The organism is Acinetobacter sp. XH1741, assembly GCF_041021895.1.
In the GTDB taxonomy this organism is placed as follows: Bacteria; Pseudomonadota; Gammaproteobacteria; order Pseudomonadales; family Moraxellaceae; genus Acinetobacter.
This window is the reverse complement of sequence record NZ_CP157428.1, coordinates 432,291-450,751: the sequence shown is the minus strand read 5'-3', so window position 1 is coordinate 450,751 and position 18,461 is coordinate 432,291. Positions and strand designations below refer to the sequence as shown.

Here is an 18,461-nt window from a genome sequence, read left to right as displayed (position 1 = left end):
CGGTCACATGGAGTGACCGAATCCAACTAAATTTCCTCAAGGATTGGAGATTAAAATGTCACAAAACTCCACACTACAGCGGGGCTTAAACACCCGCCATATTCGTTTCTTGGCATTGGGCTCAGCAATTGGAACTGGGCTTTTCTATGGATCGGCAACTGCCATTAAAATGGCAGGGCCTTCAGTATTACTCGCGTATATCGTTGCAGGGATTGCAATTTATATCGTTATGCGCGCACTGGGTGAGATGGCTGTCCATAACCCTGTCTCTGGCTCATTCAGCCACTATGCATCTCAGTACATTGGCCCGTTGGCTGGTTTTACCACAGGTTGGACTTATGTTTTTGAGATGGTGATCGTTGCAATTGCCGATGTCACTGCGTTTGGTATTTATATGGGGTTCTGGTATCCCGATGTGCCGCGGTGGATCTGGATTTTGTCTCTGATCATGTTCTTAGGCGCGATTAACCTTATTCATGTAAAAGTCTTTGGTGAACTTGAATTTTGGCTTTCAATTGTCAAAGTCAGTGCCATTGTTGCCATGATTTTAGGTGGCTTAGGTCTCATGTTCTACGGCTTCCACGTTGACCACAGCAGTGTTGTACCGGGAATTCAAAACCTATGGATTTATGACGGTTTCATGCCGCATGGTATTGCAGGTTTGATTGGATGTTTATCTGTAGTTGTGTTTGCCTTTGGCGGTATCGAGATTATTGGTTTAACCGCAGGTGAGTCACAAGACCCGAAAACCACCTTACCAAAAGCAATTAATGCCGTTCCAGTACGTATTTTACTGTTCTATGTACTCACTATTTTTGTACTTATGTCGATTTTCCCATGGAACCAGATTGGTAGCCAAGGCAGTCCGTTTGTACAAATTTTTGAAAACTTAGGCATTAAATCTGCTGCAAATATTCTAAACGTTGTGGTGGTAACTGCTGCAATTTCAGCAATTAACAGTGATGTGTTTGGTGCCGGCCGTATGTTGTACGGTATGGCAAATCGTGGTCAAGCACCTCGAATTTTCCAAAAATTATCACGTAATGGTGTGCCATGGATGACTGTTGTGGTTATGGCTGGCGTGCTGTTAATTGGCGTAGTGTTGAACTACCTGATTCCTGAAAATGTATTTGTCATCATTGCATCAATTGCAACGTTTGCAACCGTTTGGGTATGGCTCATGATCTTGCTTTCGCAAGTGGCAATGCGCCGTAAATTATCTACTGCTGAAATTAAGGCACTGGATTTCCCTGTATTTGGCTGGCCATATGCTCCTGCTTTCGCAATCGGGTTTATGGTGTTCATTTTAGTGATGATGGGTTACTTCCCAGACTCGCGTCCTGCAATTTATGTAGGTGCGGCATGGCTTGCTCTGTTAACCATTGCGTATCGCATTTGGGTAAAGCCGGAGCAAAGCTTGGGAAAGGAAAGTGAGCCTGTCCAGCAAAACATAGAAATGGAAAGCTAACAAATCAACTGCCCAATGGTTTTACTGTTGGGCAGTTTCGAGGATAGGCTAATGAAAAAACTTTGGCAGAACTGCCATATTGCCACCATGCAAAATGGGCAATATTCTTATATCGAAGATGCTGCGATTGTTACCGAAGGGCATCTCATCCACTGGATTGGAAAACAACAACAACTTCCTGCCGACACTTATTCCGAAACAGTTGACTTAAATGGAGCTTGGGTAACCCCAGGGTTCATCGACTGTCATACGCATAGTGTTTTTGGTGGCAACCGTAGCGTTGAGTTTGAAAAGCGCTTAGAAGGCGTAAGTTATGCTGAAATTGCGGCGAGCGGTGGCGGTATTGCAAGTACAGTACGTGCAACCCGAGAAGCCAGCGAAGAACAATTACTGAACTCAGCATTAAAACGTATTCGCTGTATGCAGCAAGATGGTGTAACGACCATCGAAATTAAGTCTGGCTACGGACTTAACTACGAAAATGAGCGCAAAATGCTGCGTGTGATCCGTCAAATTGGTGAAAAATTACCAATGACGGTCAAAAGCACCTGTTTGGCTGCTCATGCTTTACCACCAGAATACAAAGACCAAAGCGATGCTTATATCGAGCATATCTGTACAGAAATGCTGCCTAAATTGCATGCTGAAGGTTTGGTCGATGCAGTGGATGCTTTCTGTGAGCATTTAGCCTTTTCACCAGCTCAGGTTGAACGTGTTTTTAAAACAGCACAATCATTGGGTTTACCCGTTAAGCTTCATGCTGAACAGCTTTCATCGCTAGGCGGTTCAAGCTTGGCAGCACGTTATCATGCTTTGTCGGCTGACCATTTAGAGTACATGACCGAAGACGATGTCAAAGCGATGGCAGAGTCGGGCACGGTTGCTGTGTTACTACCGGGTGCCTTTTATTTATTGCGTGAAACACAATACCCCCCAATTGAAAGCCTCATTAAACATGGCGTGCGTATTGCGCTGTCGAGTGATTTAAATCCGGGTACATCTCCGGCACTTTCTGTGCGTTTAATGCTGAATATGGGCAGTACGTTATTCCGTTTAACGCCTGAGCAAGCATTAGCGGGTGTCACCATTCATGCGGCACAAGCGCTTGGTTTAGAGCAAACGCACGGTAGTTTAGAGCAAGGTAAAGTCGCTGACTTTGTGGCTTGGGATATTGAGCATCCATCTGAAATTGTTTACTGGCTTGGCGGAGATTTGCCTAAGCGAGTGGTTCAGCATGGACAAGAAGTTATTTTTTAAACGGTGTCATATGAATCACACATTTAAATGGCAAGGCCGACATGATGGCGAGGGTGAAGCACACCAACGTATCCATCATATTGTGAATAAAAACCAACATGCCGAATTTGCCCTGATTGGCTTTAGCTCTGATGAAGGCGTGAAACGTAACAAAGGCCGCGTCGGTGCTGCCGATGCGCCAGATGCGATTCGCACACAATTGGCTAACTTACCGATTCATCGCCCAGTCAGTATTGTCGATTTGGGTACAGTGACTTGTGAATATGAGAACTTAGAGCAAGCACAAACTGAGTTAGCGGAACAAGTTGCAAATAGCCTGCAACATGGCCTAAAACCTGTTGTATTAGGCGGTGGACATGAAGTCGCTTTTGGTAGCTTTAGCGGTCTATTCCAATATGTACAAGCCAACGCGCCAGATAAAAAAATAGGTATTATTAATTTCGATGCCCATTTTGATTTGCGTGAAGCAGAGCATGCCACTTCTGGAACACCTTTTTTACAAGCGGCTCGACTTTCAGAAGAGTATCAAAAACAATTTAATTACTTATGTATTGGGGTTGCTAACCATGCCAATACTAAAGTTTTGTTTGATACCGCCGATGCTTTAAATTGCTCATATTTAAGAGATCATGAGGTTAATATTTTTAACCTACCAAACGTGCTTGCAGCGGTGGATGCTTTTATTGAAAAAGTAGACTGTTTGTACGTTACGATTGACTTAGATGTCTTTGCGGCTGCGGTTGCACCGGGAGTCAGTGCACCTGCTGTAAAAGGCATTGATTTAGCCACTTTTGAAGCAATTTTTAAGCATATTCAAGAGACTGGAAAAATCAAACTTTTAGATATTGCCGAGTGCAATCCAAAATTTGATTTAGACAATAGAACAGCAAAACTGGCTGCATATATTGTTTATCAATATTTGTTTTCTTAAGAAACAATTTTTAATGTAAAAATGAAAAGTGCACTGTGATCGCTCACGTGCGCTTTTTTTTAAGTTTCCAAACCCTTAAAGTCAGATACGGAATATAGATAGCAACTATAAATAATTTAATTCAAAAGAAAATTAATTTATAAAATCATTGAGTTAAAAAAATACTCGATTTTTACACTATTTTATAGGCTGCTTGGCACGTAATTTGTTTTGTCTATATTTTAAACTTCATTAAATATGTCTGGATAATTAAATGAAAAACAGAACCTTACATTTTGCTTGTATCAGTGTTTTATTTTGGATGTCTCATTCGTCTGATGCTGCAAGCCCCGAAATAAATACAAATACCATCGAAAAATCACAATCTAAACCAAACAGTAATGTCTCTGTTCGGGTGAAAGCTTTAAACCAGCTTTTACAAGAACAGTGGGAATATACTTTGAAAAATAATCCTGAAACTGCAACGACATTAGGCGATTTACGCTACAACAATCGTTGGACCGAGGTTTCAAAAAATCAGATCGAGAAAGATAAAAAAACTACTCAAAATTTTTTAAAACGTTTTGAAGCAATTGATAGCACAGGGTTTTCAGCAACTGATCAATTAAATAAAGACTTAATGATTTATCAGTTGAAAGAGACACTAAAAAGTTATGATTTGAAACTCTATGAGATGCCTTTCAATCAAATGTGGGGGCTGCATTTACAATTTCCGGGATTTATTAGTTCGATTCCATTTAATAATACTAAACAATACCAAGACTATATTGCTCGTTTAAAACAAATCCCTCTTATTCTTGATCAAGGTATTGAGTTAGCGAAACAAGGACAAAAAGATGGCTTGATGCCACCCAAGTATTTAATTGAAAAGGTGGCAAAGCAGATTAATAGCATTGCAACGCCAGCAGGGAAGGATAGTGTTTTTGCTTCGCCATTAAAGCAATTTCCAAAAAACATTTCGAAAGCAGAACAAGAACGTTTAAGTCGTGAAATACTACAAGCCATAGATCAGCAAGTTCGCCCCGCTTATCAAAAACTAGGTACGTTTATTCAGAAAGACTACTTACCCCATGGGCGACAGCATGAGGGGATATGGAGCTTGCCAAACGGTGATGAGCTTTATCGCTATTATGTAGAAAATAATACGACCACCTTGGAAAGCCCTGAAAATATTCATCAATTGGGGTTAAAAGAAGTTGCCCGTATAGAAGCGGAAATGCTGAAAATTGCCAAAGCACAAGGTTTCAATGACTTAAAAAGTTTCCAACAATCCTTAAAAACAAATCCTGCGGTTTTCCCAAAATCTCGTGAAGAAATTTTAGAGATTTATCGCGGATATATCGCCCAAATGCAACCAGAGTTGCCGAAGCTGTTTGGTTTATTGCCCAAAAATAAAGTCGAAGTTTTACCTGTAGAGCAATATCGAGAAAAAGAAGCGGCAGGTGCCGAGTATCACCAAGGAACACCTGATGGCTCACGCCCCGGACAAGTATATGTAAATACTGGGGACTTCTCTGAACGTTCCAAAATATCAATGGAAGCGACCGCTTACCATGAAGCCATTCCCGGGCACCATATGCAGATTGATATTGCCCAAAACCTGCCAAATTTGCCGATGTTCCGTAAGCAGCCCAACCACACCGCTTATATTGAAGGATGGGCACTTTACGCAGAGCAATTGGGTAAAGATGTTGGTTTTTATAAAGACCCGCTTTCGGACTATGGACGACTATCGAGTGAGTTATTCCGCGCTTGTCGGTTAGTGGTTGATACTGGCGTGCACTATAAAAAGTGGACTCGTCAGCAAATGATTGATTTTATGCGAGAACACTCAGCTTTAGATGAACCTGATATTCAGGCAGAGGCAGACCGCTATATTGCTATTCCTGCCCAAGCATTGGCATACAAAATGGGACAACTCAAAATTTTAGAGCTACGGGAGCTTGCGAAACATGAGCTTGGAAATCGTTTTGACATAAAAGCCTTCCACGACATGATCTTAAACGCAGGAACCTTGCCTTTAAATATACTCGATGCCCGTATTAAAAATTGGATAAAGGAACAAAAAGCGGCAGCGTAAAATAAAATTCAAAATTTAGGTCAGGTCCTCGTTGGGCCTGATTTAAAAACAGAATATAATCATAAAAAATATATTTTCGAACTTGAAAATGGACAAAAACCTAAAAGAATATCAGGCTATTATTTTTGATTTAGATGGCACTTTAGTCGACTCCTTTAACTTTTTTCTGGGCGTTTTAAATCAACTTTCTTCCAAATACAAATTTAAGTCCGTTGAACAGCATGAAGTTGATTACTACAAACAACTCACGCCTAAAGAAATTATGAAAGAGATGAATGTCTCTAGGTGGAAACTGCCTTGGATTGCGAAAGATTTTATTCGGTTAATGAAAGAAAGAGATGAAGAAATTCATCTGTTTGAAGGCATGCGCGACCATTTAATTGAACTGCATAAGCGGGGTTATACGCTCGCAATTATTACTTCAAACTCTAAAGAAAACTGTCAAAATGTACTAGGTAAAGAACTCTGTGAGCTTTTTAGCCATATTGATGGTGGCTCGTCTATATTTGGCAAAGCGAAGCGAATAAAACATGTTCTTAACATTTTGGACTTAAGTAAAAACCAAGCCATTTATGTCGGCGACCAAACCACTGACGGTGAAGCCGCGCATAAAGCAGGTATTGATTTTGCTGCGGTAGGTTGGGGCTATACATCGGCTGAAAAATTAAAAACCATTCAGCCTAAAGTCGTGCTCACAGACTTGGCAACCATGAACGAATTTTTCTAAAGACATCAAATGTAGGAAAAACCATGAATAACAATAACAACCCGATTGGAATGATTGATTCTGGTTTAGGCGGGCTGTCTCTGTTTAAGCATATTCGGCAGGCGCTTCCGAATGAAGATATTATCTATTTTGCAGACTCGAAATACGTGCCTTATGGCGATAGAGAAAGTGGCTGGATTGTTTCACGAACCACGCATTTAATTTCAAACCTCGTTAATCATGGCAAATGCAAAGCGATCGTGATTGCTTGTAACACCATGACGGCTGTAGCGATTGAAACCATTAGAGCGCAAATTAATGTGCCACTTATAGCGATAGAACCAGCGGTAAAACCTGCTGTGGCAATGACCATGAGCAAGCATATTGCTGTTTTGGCAACTGCCACCACGGTGAAGGGTAAAAACTTAAAAAGTTTAATCGAAACTTATGCACAAAATATCAAAGTGTCTTTGGTGCCTTGTATTGGCTTAGCCGAAAAAATCGAAACGGGCAAAGCACATACCGCGGAAGTTAAGGATTATTTAGAAAATATTTTGGCGCCGTTGGTCGAACAAAAAGTGGATACAATTATTTTAGGATGCACACACTATCCGTTTGTCTCGGATACGATTCAGGAAATTGTAGGTGATGATATTCAAATTATTGAGCCTTCGGAAGCTGTAACAGCGCAATTAATTCGGCAGCTCAATCAATATCATTTAAGTTCTGACAGTCCAAATGAGGGAAATCATATTATTTGGACCAGTTCAGACCCGTTGGAAGTTGCGGATGTTACTTTTTCTTTGTTAGGTAAACGTTTACCTGTAGAAACTACTGGTTTTTAAAGCCCAGAAAAACGCCAAGCCCCATAAAAATGAGTCCACCCATCACGGACATAGATTTTTGGGGCTTGTTCGATTTAGTTAATTTTTGGCTAATATAATTGGCTAAAAACACACAAACCACATCGGCAGATACAAAGATCAGATTCACAATTAGCCCTAAAATGATGAATTGAGACCAAACTGGAAAATCGAATGAGGTATTAATAAATTGAGGTAAAAATGCGATATAAAAAATAGCGGTTTTAGGGTTTAACACTTCGACCAGTATGCTCTGCCTTAAAGATAACTGACCATTTTCAACATTTTGCTGAATAGTTGGGGTAGAGGACGATCTAATTAATTTAATACCTAACCAAACTAAATACAAAGCACCTAAAATTTTAATAATATCATAGAGTTTTGGAATAATTTGAAAGATGGTCGTTAAGCCTAAAGAGGCGGCAATGATATGAAAACAGCCTCCTAAAAAAATCCCAAATGCTGCCATTAAACCCGATTTTCTACCGCGGGAAAGCGTTTGTGCAGCGGTATACAGCATGGCTGGACCCGGAATATAAGCAAAAATAATTGTAGTCATTAAAAATGTAATGAACAGCTCTAAAGAAATCATGTTTTGCCTATCTTATTGTTACTATTTTTGAGTGAATTTTAAGCAATTTAAAGTATATGAAATTTATGACTATTTCAATTTTATAATCAGATTTATGGCGATAAAACTCAAAATCATCCAAAGAATAATTTTAAATTCTTTGGATGATTGCAAATAAACTTATTTAGCTTTTCGCGTCACTGTCTAAAGGTTTTAATGACTAAACCTAAGCTAGAGCGCCTTAGATTAAGCTCTTTTAAGTTCCCAGCGCTGTCTTGGATCATTAGATCGTTGACTAATACCTACAGATGAACCCCAGAGATGTGTCAGTACTGCATCTGGTTGGCCTTCTACAAAAATATAGCCATCTTCAAATGCCCAACTAGTTTGGTACTGGCGGCCAGCTCCTTGCAAGAAAATATCGCCACTATGCGAATGAACTGCTTGTAATTCTTTACGCTTTGTACTTTTTAACGCTGTTTGCAGTTGTTCAAAAGACTCATTTGACTTTAAACCTGTCTGCAAAATTTTTTGGGCCGTATTCATATTTTTTTCATCAGTATGTAAATCTAGCGTTTTTCTAAGCTCTAGAATAATTTTTACGGCTTCTTTTTGAGAGTCTTCTACATCTTGAAGCTCTGTCCATGCTTTTACTCGTAGTGCCTCAAGTTGCTCTTTTTTAATTTTTTTTAGAAGTTCATTGATATCGTAATGGTGAAAATACAATCGGAACACAGAATCTCGATGCCCATCTTTAAGATCCAAGACATCTAATTGCACAGAGGCAAAAATGATCTTATAGAGTTGTTCATCAATTTCAGGAATACCTTTAAAATCAGGAATATTTAAACGTAGCCAAGGAGCGGAAGCAAGTTTATAGAACTTTTGCTCAATGCTACGAATTGATGCATGAGCGAGGACTGGATTTAAATATTCATCAAATTTTTTATTATCAAGCTTACCCACAAGCTCCGATTTAATGGTTTCTTCGCCGTTAATATCAATAAATTTTTCTAATAAGCGAATAATATCCAGACCATCATTGGTTCTTAAATGAGCTAGTGTTTCTTCATCTTGCTTGGGTAAAAGACTAACAAAATGTTCTAAATCGTGGTCTTTCAGTTTAGATCCAATCACTTTTGTTTTAACGTAAGCACCGAGTACCCAACTAGATCGGATATCTTTAACTTTGTTGAATAGCTTATTCTCTCGCCCACTGCGATATTCGTGGCTATCAAAATACCAAAGCTCTTCGTCTATGTTTTTAACCTTATCATGTACCGTAAATTTTCGGTCATTTGTATGAGAATATGCAAAATGACCCGTTTCACCACGTCTAGTTACCGTGTGTACACCATCGGTTTGACCACCGTACAAACTTGAAATACACGCACCTGTTTCTTTGTTAACGATTCTAAAGTTTCCAGTTGGGAATCCATTAGCCATGATTAGTCGTTCCTTATAATTAGAAAGTGTTTTGTAATAGTCGAAATTTATAGTTATTAGGCAAATTTCGAAGCGTGATTTATACCATAACTTTTCATGTATAAATCCAAATGTTTTTGTTGGTTTTTGTATATAACATATTGAATTATTTATATTTATTAGAATGTCTTAATAAAAGGGAGCTACTATGTTTTAGAGCTTTATAAATTCAATAAAAAAGCCAAATATACTTTTAAATTCATTAACTGTTACTGATTTAACCAAGTTAGGCTGCTGGTCAACATCTGTACTAAGCAATATAGCAACATGTTGATGGCCTTTCTCTTTGTTAGGTGCGTATTTACAGTAAAAGCTATAGAAAAATAAGCGCTTGAAAGGGTGGGAACAGATGTTGGCTTATCAACTTAGGGAGTAAGGGCTTTTTCTATAAGATATTTTATATATTTAAATTGTCTTCATCTTAGATGTATTTATATAAACTATTAAATTAGAATTAATGATCAGTCTATTTTATTTAATAAATATAGATGCAACCAAAGTTTATATTTTAAATTTAATTAAAAGTCATAAATATAATAAAATGGATAATATTATTTAAGTATTAATTAAATTATTATATTTAAACTTTTTTATTAAAATAAATTGACGTACTTAAAATCACCGATTATTATCTCGTTGCTGGCCTACATTGCCAGCCGGTTTTAGCAGACCGTCCCTAGCGTAGCGGGTTATACTTTCCTAAGTATTCCCCGTGTGGAACCTTTGTGCCCCCTTTTTCTCTATGGTAGGGCGGAAGGGGGACGCGTACGCGCGTGCTGGTCGCTAGGTCAGTCTGCTAACCCTCTTTCGTTCTACCACCCTAATCAATTGACGGTGATTTGGTGGTAGGACTCCATTTTTAAGGAGTTGGCCATGCCACAATTTAAACTCATTTTCTCTCTTATTTAACTATTTTATTTATTTAAAATTTGGGTTTTCTATATCCTGATTTTTTAAATTTATAAATTATTTTTATTTTAAAATCTTAATTATTTTATTTTCCTATTTTTGTTGGAGGATTAATTTTTATTTAAAAAATTATTTTAATATTTATGCAAATCATATTTTTATTTTATTTAAGGATTTAAATAATCATGAGAATAATATGAAACTTTATAAAATTATATTGGTTTTAAACCTTGTGATAGGTGGTTATGGAATTACGCATGATGATGCCCATGCTCAGCAGGAATTTAAAAGAATTTGTTTGTCAGGTGAACGCATGCAAGCCAGTTGTGATTGTATTTGCCAACAGCTTACGCAGGTGTATTCACCTCAAACCGTACAACGTTTAAAACGCACCAGTTTGCAAAGTCCTGTTCTCCCACAGGACTTTGCCCCTAACTTGCTCAGCAGCATTTGGCGCTGCCATAAAACCAAAATGGGCTAAGTCCTGCGCTTAGCTCCTTTATCTCTGTGTCGCAATGATCTCTCAAACTTTAAATCAGCGCAAAAGTAAAAGACTGTTGTGACATAGGGGCCTAGGGGGGCTTTGCTATCAAACTGGTTTTTCTTATACGTAAAAACTCTGTGTAGCGGTAGAGAGTTATAGACCGTGGATATAGTCCTCAAATAGTGATAGTTCTGTTTTTTAAGCATTTGAATATTTATGTAAGAACTTACTATTCAATTTAGGCAATTGGTTCGCAAATATAGAAAAGAAAGAAACATGTCACAAGAGCAATTGGCATTGCTCTGTAACATTGCTCGTAGTTATTTAGGACGGATTGAAAGAGAGGTAATCCTACTTTAGAAAAAATTTATGAATTGGCAGCTTTATTAGAATTGGATGCAAAAGATTTATTTCCAAAATAATTTTAGAAACGTATCTTCTGTTATGATTTGGCATATTTTTTAAATATATAACTTGGTGTTGTTTTGAAAGTAATAGATTTCTTTTCTGGTTGCGGTGGGGCAAGTGAAGGACTACGTCAAGCTGGATTAGATATCACTATTGGACTCGATTTTGATATAAAGGCGGCTGAGACATATCAGGCTAATTTCCCTGAGGCATTATTCTATAATGTTGATATTAGAGAATTAGATGAAAAAGAATTAGCAAAAGCTTTTAAAGAGAAAAACAGAGAAAAAGAACCTCTTTTGTTTGTTGCATGTGCCCCATGTCAGCCATTCTCTACACAAAATAAATCAAAAAGTGAAGATGATATTCGACGTACATTATTAGATGAAACACACCGGTTTATCAGCAAATTAAAACCTGAATATATTCTTGTAGAAAATGTTCCTGGTCTTCAAAAAATCGATAAAGAAAAAGATGGCCCTTACAAGCGGTTCATCACTTTTTTAGAATCTAAAAAATATAAGATTACAGAATTCATCGCAAAATCTGAAGAATATGGCGTTCCTCAAAAACGTAAGCGGTTTGTTTTACTGGCTTGTAAATCGAAAAAAATGGAAATTCCACCAAGGACACATGGTGAAGGACTTCCATCAATCCTTACAGTTAAAGACTTTATAGGTGATTTTCCTCCAATTAAGGCTGGTGGAATACATCCTGACGATCCGTGGCATAGATGTCCAACGTTGAATTCTCGTAATCTAGAGCGTATTCAGAACACTCCAGAAGGGGGGGATCGACGTCATTGGCCTGAACATTTGATTAATGAATGCCATAAGACACATTCTGGGCATATGGATGTTTATGGTCGTATGAGTTGGGATAAGCCAGCTCCTACCTTAACAACACGTTGCTATAGTTATTCTAATGGACGTTTTGGTCATCCAGATACGAATCAGCATCGTGCAATTAGTGTAAGAGAAGCTTCACGGTTACAGACGTTTCCTCAAGACTTTATCTTTAAGGGAAGTGTGGTTGAGGCTTCTAGACAGATTGGAAATGCTGTACCTTGTGAAATGGCTAAACAATTTGGTTTAGCCATTCTGAACCACTACCTAACCGAATTAAAGGTTTAAGAAATCAATTATTAATCCGTTTACAGAGTCTTTTCATTGAAATAATCTACCCCAATTCTAGCTGTATATTGTGCTGCTACAGATTGAAATCTTTCAGCATATCCTGTACGTAATTGGGACTTAACTTTAAGTTCAATCTCTTCCAAATTAGGATTGTCAGTAGTTGAATCTTTATTTATCAAATATCCGTTAATAATATTTGGTTGATTAGTAAAAGTATTTTTTTGATCCTTTAATAAAAGATAATCAATACTTGGTAATGGTCGACTACTTGTAACAATCGATAAGTATAGAGGCTTATTTCCATCTAAGATATAAATATAGTTCGAGTGAGAAGCATTTCTTAGGGCATCTCTTGGTTTACTTACTTTGAATAGTTCAAGGACCTTAATAATCTTGTGGGGTGTCAGCCTAATATGATGAGGATCATTTCCTTGTGCTGGAACCATATCACAAGCTGCAGAAACACATAAATACCATTTATTATAAGTTTTATCTCTCTGTACACGACAAAAATAGATAACTCATTGAAATAATGTCATAATAATTGTTTTCTAACGACGAATACTATGACACATCTCAATGAGTTATATCTTATCTTAAACAAATCTCTAAAATGGAACAAGTCACATTTAAAGTGCTTTGCGCTCATCATGCTTGTGATTATTTTAAAGCAAACATGTAATCTTTCTTCTGCATCTAAAGCCTTGCCCATCAAGTGCTTACCACAATCATTTTATCGACGTATGCAGCGCTTCTTTGCAGGTCAGTATTTTGATTATCGTCAAATTTCTCAGTTGATTTTCAATATGTTTTCATTCGACCAAGTGCAACTGACTTTAGATAGAACCAATTGGAAATGGGGAAAACGAAATATTAATATCCTGATGCTCGCAATCGTTTATCGTGGAATAGCGATACCTATCCTTTGGACATTGCTTAATAAACGTGGAAATTCAGATACGAAAGAGCGCATTGCTTTGATTCAACGCTTTATAGCCATTTTTGGTAAAGACCGTATTGTGAATGTGTTCGCAGACAGAGAGTTTATCGGTGAGCAGTGGTTTACATGGTTAATTGAACAAGACATCAACTTCTGCATTCGTGTTAAAAAAACTTCATTGTCACCAATCATTTAGGAAAGAATCATAAAATTAGTGATTTATTTCGCCATCTTAAAGTTGGTCAAATTGAATGTCGTAAACGACGGATTTTGGTTGGTCGGGTGAAACTATATATAAGTGCACTACAGTTAGAAAATGGAGAGCTTTTACTCGTCGTTTCTCCTCAGTTTAATGCCAATGCTATTCAGGATTATGCATTACGCTGGGAAATTGAAACCTTATTCAGTTGTCTCAAAGGACGCGGGTTTAATCTTGAAAATACGCGCTTGACAGACCCTAGACGAGTGAAAAAATTGATTGCGGTGTTAGCTATAAGCTTCTGTTGGTGTTACTTAACGGGTGAATGGCAACATGATCAAAAAAAAGCGATAAAAATAAAGAAGCATGGACGACTCTCAATGAGTTTATTTCGCTATGGTTTAGACTATGTTCAAATGGCGATTCAGCGTTTAATTGGTTTTGGGAAAAAAGAAGAGTTTAAGGAAATTTTGGCAATTTTAAGAAGGCAGAATCCTGATAGGATAAGGGTTCTGTGAAATTTGTCGTGTACAGAGGTTTTATCTAAAAAAACGGTTCCTGTAGAAATATGCTTTTCTTCATAATTCTTTGAAGATGCATGCATATTCAGAGCATGATACATATCTTGATATGTATCTTGTCCTATTGCGATATTCATTTCTTTTGCACAAAATTCAAGGCTTTTCTGTTGGTTAGAACTTGGGTAATTAGTAAATTTTTCTTTATATACTAAAAAAATATTATCTATATATCTATTTAAGCTAGAGCTCTTTTTAAATTTAAAAAATAGATCTTCAGATAAATTTTTAAAAAGAGATTGAATGATGTTAAATTGAGATAATTCAGTGGATTTTAAAATTTCATTTAGCCAAGCAGCTTGCGAAAGAATTTCATTATCATGTTTAGAACTAAAAGCGAATGCATTTGACTCAATAAAGTTTTGAATTTCGGACTGCATTAATTGATAGTATGTAGGCTTCCATTCAATAAGTGATTCGTTTAGTGTGTCCCAAATTTTCTGTGGTGGAGTGTCAATACTAGTACTTCTATCAACTTTATTCACTAGGCAAATAAAAATATTGTTGATTTTAATCCATTTATTTCCATTTTTATTGGATATAAATTTGCTAGATTCGATTGTAGGATTAATACCAAATTCATCTGATATTTGTTCAAGTTGATAATTACAAATTAAGGTAGAAAGGTTATCTATAAGCTGGAAATCATCATTTGGATTATCGTATTTTGCTTTAATTATAGAGGAAATAGAGAATAGTTCTTCATCGGCATCAATTGTATTCGAGATACGTTTAGGGGGAAGCTTGGTATTCAAATACTCAGAAATTTCATCGTTTGAAAGGTTATAAGTATCATCTAATATTATTTTTTCCCAAATCTCATCTAATTCATCTATGTCCAGTTCTAATAGAACATCTGATGTTTTATGTTTTTTCACGAGAGATGAAGCGATCTGTTTCCAAACCGTTTCTAATGGTTCATTTGTGTAGACCACCGCTAAGTTCATATGCTGAGAGGTTTGTAAATCATTTAGAATTTCTAAGGTCTTTTTAGGACTATCATTTTCGAGGTGATAATCGATAATTATAAGATCAGACTTCCGAATTTTATCCCATTGTGCATGTTCAGCTGAGTTGTCGATATCACAAAGAATATTTTTTGATTGAAAAAATTTTTCTAACTCAGCGGCTCTTGAGGAATTTTCTACTAATTTAGTAGCTAAAACTTGTTTACTCTTTAATCCCTCAATTAAAGCGGGATATGATAAAAATTCATCATCTATCATCATTACACTGCGTATAGCATTATCACAAAATGTTTGAGTAACTAAACTCGCGTAATTTAGTGCAACAGTCACAATTATTTCTCCAATCCATTAAATTTAATAATAAAGTTAGCGCCCTCTTCGAATATGAAAGGGTCGTCATTATGTTGTTCGGCATACCAAATTTTGTGATGCGCTACAGCTAAGTTCTCACGACATAAGTAAAGTCCTACACCACGTCCATTCGCTCGTTTTGTGTAGAAAAGATCAAACAGTCTTTGAACATCATCTTCATCAACTTTTGGCCCTGAGTTTGCAATCACAACGAGATCATCAATTAAATCAATTTTAATTTTTCTGTCCTCAACTAATGCAACCCAATACATCGCATTGTTAATCAAATTAATGAATACTGGGTAGATGCGTGAAGGAAGGTCACTAATTTTTAAAGATCTAAAGGCTTCAGTTACTTCAAAATTAATACGTTGTCTTTCAAAACGATCACGATAGAACTGCTCAATATGGGCTTCGATATTTTTACCAGTAATTGTCTGGCGGGCTTGATAGCCAGAAATTTTTAATGGGGAAAGGAAGCGAATTTGGCTTGTGAGTGCTTTATGAGAGTCGTACGCTAATTTGAAACCAGGATGTTCTTTTACATCACTTGGCAATGAATTTAATCCACGAGTGACCAATGAATCTATTTCTTCAAGCTCATGAGATAAAATTTCTACACTAATTCCAAGTTGTGCGACCGCATTGATTGTTCGCATTTTTTCTTCAATATCTGATCGTTCTTCTTCTGCTATTGAAAATGCTGAATCTAAGTTAATGCCGTCAGATATTTTTTCTAATGTTTTTAAAATTGCATCATATTTAAATGTATAGGCCTCTACTAACTGTAGATAGATAATATCTAGATTGTTTAGGGCATTTTCTAAATGAGAGGAGTCTTCAACACTTTCAACAATACTTATTGCTTGACTGTAGTATGAGCTTCTATCTTCACTAATATCTTTTTTCCAAGTCGAATGAAGTACATCAATCTTAGCTTCAATGACTGAAAGATATTTATTTAATTTAGAATTTAGAATAGCTTGGTTTTTATCAAATAATTTCTTGGCTGTCTGTTGAGGAGCTAATTTATTTAATTCTGACTCCATCTTATTAACAACAGTTTTTAACTGAATAACATAAGCTGAGAATTCGTTATATTTATCACGATATTCCCTATACTTTTCTTCATGAATTCCTAGCTTGGGTGGTTTGGTAGGCGTTTTAATTTCAGTCCGGATCACTTCAAGTTTTGAGACTTGCTGATCAACTTTTTGTAGTTCATCGGCACTAAGTTTATCTACATTTTCGATACTATCTTTTAGATCTTTGGCTATTGATAAAGAATCATCTAATTTTGGTGTTTGGCTTTTTAAAGCATCTTTGAAGCTTTTTTGAGAAGCTTTTCTAGCTTGTGTTTGTGCATCTTTTCTAAGCTCTTTATTTTGCTTTTCTAGAAGTAACTCTTGGCGTTGTTCAGACTTAGAACCAAAATATCGATTTGCTAACGCAATTAAAAGGTCTGAAACTAATATTTTTAATTGGATTGCCGCGGAGTTTCTAATAAAACCTTCTCGACCAGATTTATCTTTAAGCTCTTTGTTATTCTGATGCGTAATGCCAATATAACCAAACGTTCGGCGATTAGAAAAATAGTATGTACCTGCATGTTTAGTACGACGGGCTTCAATTTCAAAAAAATCATTATCTAGACGACCATAAGGGAGTACACGTAAATTATCTCTAAAGATTAGAAGTCCACCATATTTATCTCCTTGTTCATCTAATACATCGATTTGATTCTTATCAAGTGAACTTATATTTTGGTTAAATTCGAAAGAACCAAGTTGAAATTTAAAACTACCAATACCAGATTTAGGATTAATACTGATATTTGGAGCAATTGATATTTCCCCTTTATCTTGACCAAAAGCTTTTACATTGCCTTTAAACCAGCCTTTTTCATCAAATTCTCCAATTACTATATGTTCAAGCGATGAAAATTCTGAAAGCCCAAAAACCTCTTGCTCAGTTAATATTGGCTTTGAGGAATTATTTTTTTTAATCGTAAAAATTTCGTAAGAGAAATTTTGATCTTTTTCAACATATGGGTTTGTAAAAGCTCTTAATGTATCAACTAAGTCACGTTGAGTTGCAATGAATTCGTGGTTTTGAGTACCTAAGTTTTCTTGATTAGTTAATAATGTTAAATCTCTTCTTAAATCAAGTAAAAATAAAGCTGTTCCGTGTTGTCCACCATCTTTTTCAGAAACTTTATTTAGTATTTCTTTCCAAGGAGTAATTGCTCTTTCATCTAAGACAGAATGTCGACAAAAATAGAGAATTTGATCCTGTGTTGTAACAATATCACGGGAATTACTTTCTTCTAGTTCATCATCAGAAAAACGATCCCATGCTCTTTGCTTTATTGAGCCTTTATCTTCAAATTCAACATTTTTGATGAGTTCTTCTTTTAGTAAATCAAATGCAATTGTGATTTCATTAATCGTATCGAACTCCAAGAAGGGAATACTGATATCTTCAAATGAAAGATATGGATTTTCAAATAACCGCCAATCCACAAGAAGAGATGTAAAAGAGCCATTTAACTTTTTGGTTACAAGGAAAGTGACGTTTGCTAAAAATGCTGCGGAGAGCCGACCAATTCCTTTTTCGCCTTGTGTTTGACGTATTGAGATACCAAAACGATCTTTTTCACTTAGAGCTTTTTTCTTACTTTTGGATTCAGTACCAACAATTAGCCAGTTATCAATAATTTGCTCTGGTGACATACCACAACCATTATCGATTAATGCACCGCAAGGATAATCGGCATCTACAGTAAATAATGCAACATCTCTTGCATAAGCATCATAAGCATTTTTCCAAAGCTCACTAACAGCCGTGGGGCAGTCTGCAATTTGTCCTTTACCTAAGTGCTCAATAGTACGAGCTCTAGCTCTAAAGTTAAAAGATTTTACAGACATATTAAACCTTAAATAATCAGAATTATGAGGTACGTATCTAATATGGATACTTTTTCTTGTTATATGATAATAACTTAATGTTTGTTAGATGTCTTTTAAAATAAGAAAAGATACGCTGAAAAATTTATATAATTTTAAAATCAGATGTAATGAGGCCGTATTTTTCAATTTTTCCTGCCATTTATAATATTAGGTCAAGA

14 protein-coding genes and 1 pseudogene are annotated in these 18,461 nt (G+C 36.4%); 10 read left to right on the top strand and 5 right to left on the bottom strand.

What is annotated here, in order from left to right; genetic code table 11:
* Positions 1-55: 55 nt before the first annotated feature.
* The 6 genes from ABLB96_RS02245 to murI all read left to right on the top strand — a co-directional run bounded on the left by ABLB96_RS02245 (position 56) and on the right by murI (position 7,287).
* Positions 56-1,468, top strand: a complete 1,413-nt coding sequence (locus ABLB96_RS02245; RefSeq protein WP_348897354.1) for an amino acid permease — start codon at positions 56-58, stop codon at positions 1,466-1,468.
* Between the two features lie 51 nt (positions 1,469-1,519).
* Complete coding sequence (hutI, locus tag ABLB96_RS02240; protein WP_348884410.1) at positions 1,520-2,725, top strand: imidazolonepropionase; 1,206 nt, start codon at positions 1,520-1,522, stop codon at positions 2,723-2,725.
* Between the two features lie 10 nt (positions 2,726-2,735).
* Positions 2,736-3,656, top strand: coding sequence for a formimidoylglutamase (gene hutG, locus ABLB96_RS02235; RefSeq protein ID WP_348897356.1), 921 nt, complete (start codon positions 2,736-2,738; stop codon positions 3,654-3,656).
* A gap of 253 nt (positions 3,657-3,909) precedes the next feature.
* A complete protein-coding gene (locus tag ABLB96_RS02230; RefSeq protein ID WP_348897357.1) occupies positions 3,910-5,736 on the top strand; it encodes a DUF885 domain-containing protein in 1,827 nt (608 codons plus the stop codon).
* Positions 5,737-5,824: 88 nt separating this feature from the next.
* On the top strand, positions 5,825-6,463 hold the full coding sequence (locus tag ABLB96_RS02225) for an HAD family hydrolase (RefSeq protein WP_348897358.1): 639 nt from the start codon (positions 5,825-5,827) through the stop codon (positions 6,461-6,463).
* Between the two features lie 23 nt (positions 6,464-6,486).
* Entirely contained in the window at positions 6,487-7,287 is an 801-nt protein-coding gene (murI, locus tag ABLB96_RS02220; protein WP_348897359.1) for a glutamate racemase, read from the top strand.
* Here the strand turns inward: murI and ABLB96_RS02215 are convergent.
* A complete protein-coding gene (locus ABLB96_RS02215; protein WP_348897360.1) occupies positions 7,274-7,897 on the bottom strand; it encodes a LysE family translocator in 624 nt (207 codons plus the stop codon). The two genes, murI and ABLB96_RS02215, sit on opposite strands and share 14 nt — an antisense overlap.
* A gap of 225 nt (positions 7,898-8,122) precedes the next feature.
* A complete protein-coding gene (locus ABLB96_RS02210; protein ID WP_348897361.1) occupies positions 8,123-9,322 on the bottom strand; it encodes a hypothetical protein in 1,200 nt (399 codons plus the stop codon).
* Between the two features lie 1,144 nt (positions 9,323-10,466).
* Here ABLB96_RS02210 and ABLB96_RS02205 point away from each other — a divergent pair.
* From ABLB96_RS02205 to ABLB96_RS02195, 3 genes and pseudogenes are all read left to right on the top strand, one after another.
* Complete coding sequence (locus ABLB96_RS02205; protein ID WP_348897362.1) at positions 10,467-10,751, top strand: hypothetical protein; 285 nt, start codon at positions 10,467-10,469, stop codon at positions 10,749-10,751.
* A 234-nt stretch (positions 10,752-10,985) separates the two neighbouring features.
* Positions 10,986-11,176, top strand: a pseudogene (locus ABLB96_RS02200) (helix-turn-helix transcriptional regulator).
* A gap of 63 nt (positions 11,177-11,239) precedes the next feature.
* A complete protein-coding gene (locus ABLB96_RS02195; protein WP_348897363.1) occupies positions 11,240-12,295 on the top strand; it encodes a DNA cytosine methyltransferase in 1,056 nt (351 codons plus the stop codon).
* Between the two features lie 20 nt (positions 12,296-12,315).
* On the opposite strand, the gene ABLB96_RS02190 is transcribed toward ABLB96_RS02195, so the two are convergent.
* The gene (locus ABLB96_RS02190) at positions 12,316-12,744 is read right to left on the bottom strand and encodes a hypothetical protein (RefSeq protein WP_348897364.1); all 429 of its coding nucleotides are present in this window, start codon (positions 12,742-12,744) and stop codon (positions 12,316-12,318) included.
* Between the two features lie 120 nt (positions 12,745-12,864).
* Between ABLB96_RS02190 and ABLB96_RS02185 the strand changes: the two genes are divergently transcribed.
* Positions 12,865-13,955, top strand: a protein-coding gene (locus ABLB96_RS02185; protein ID WP_085947913.1) for an IS4-like element ISAba1 family transposase whose coding sequence is annotated in 2 segments (ribosomal slippage) — positions 12,865-13,405 and positions 13,405-13,955 — 1,092 coding nt in all. Because the reading frame shifts where the segments join, the coding sequence is not laid out codon by codon here.
* Here ABLB96_RS02185 and ABLB96_RS02180 read toward each other — a convergent pair.
* Both ABLB96_RS02180 and ABLB96_RS02175 read right to left on the bottom strand, forming a co-directional pair.
* Complete coding sequence (locus ABLB96_RS02180) at positions 13,862-15,313, bottom strand: response regulator receiver domain (RefSeq protein WP_369029812.1); 1,452 nt, start codon at positions 15,311-15,313, stop codon at positions 13,862-13,864. The two genes, ABLB96_RS02185 and ABLB96_RS02180, sit on opposite strands and share 94 nt — an antisense overlap.
* A gap of 2 nt (positions 15,314-15,315) precedes the next feature.
* A complete protein-coding gene (locus ABLB96_RS02175) occupies positions 15,316-18,261 on the bottom strand; it encodes an ATP-binding protein (RefSeq protein WP_348896574.1) in 2,946 nt (981 codons plus the stop codon).
* Positions 18,262-18,461 lie beyond the last annotated feature (200 nt).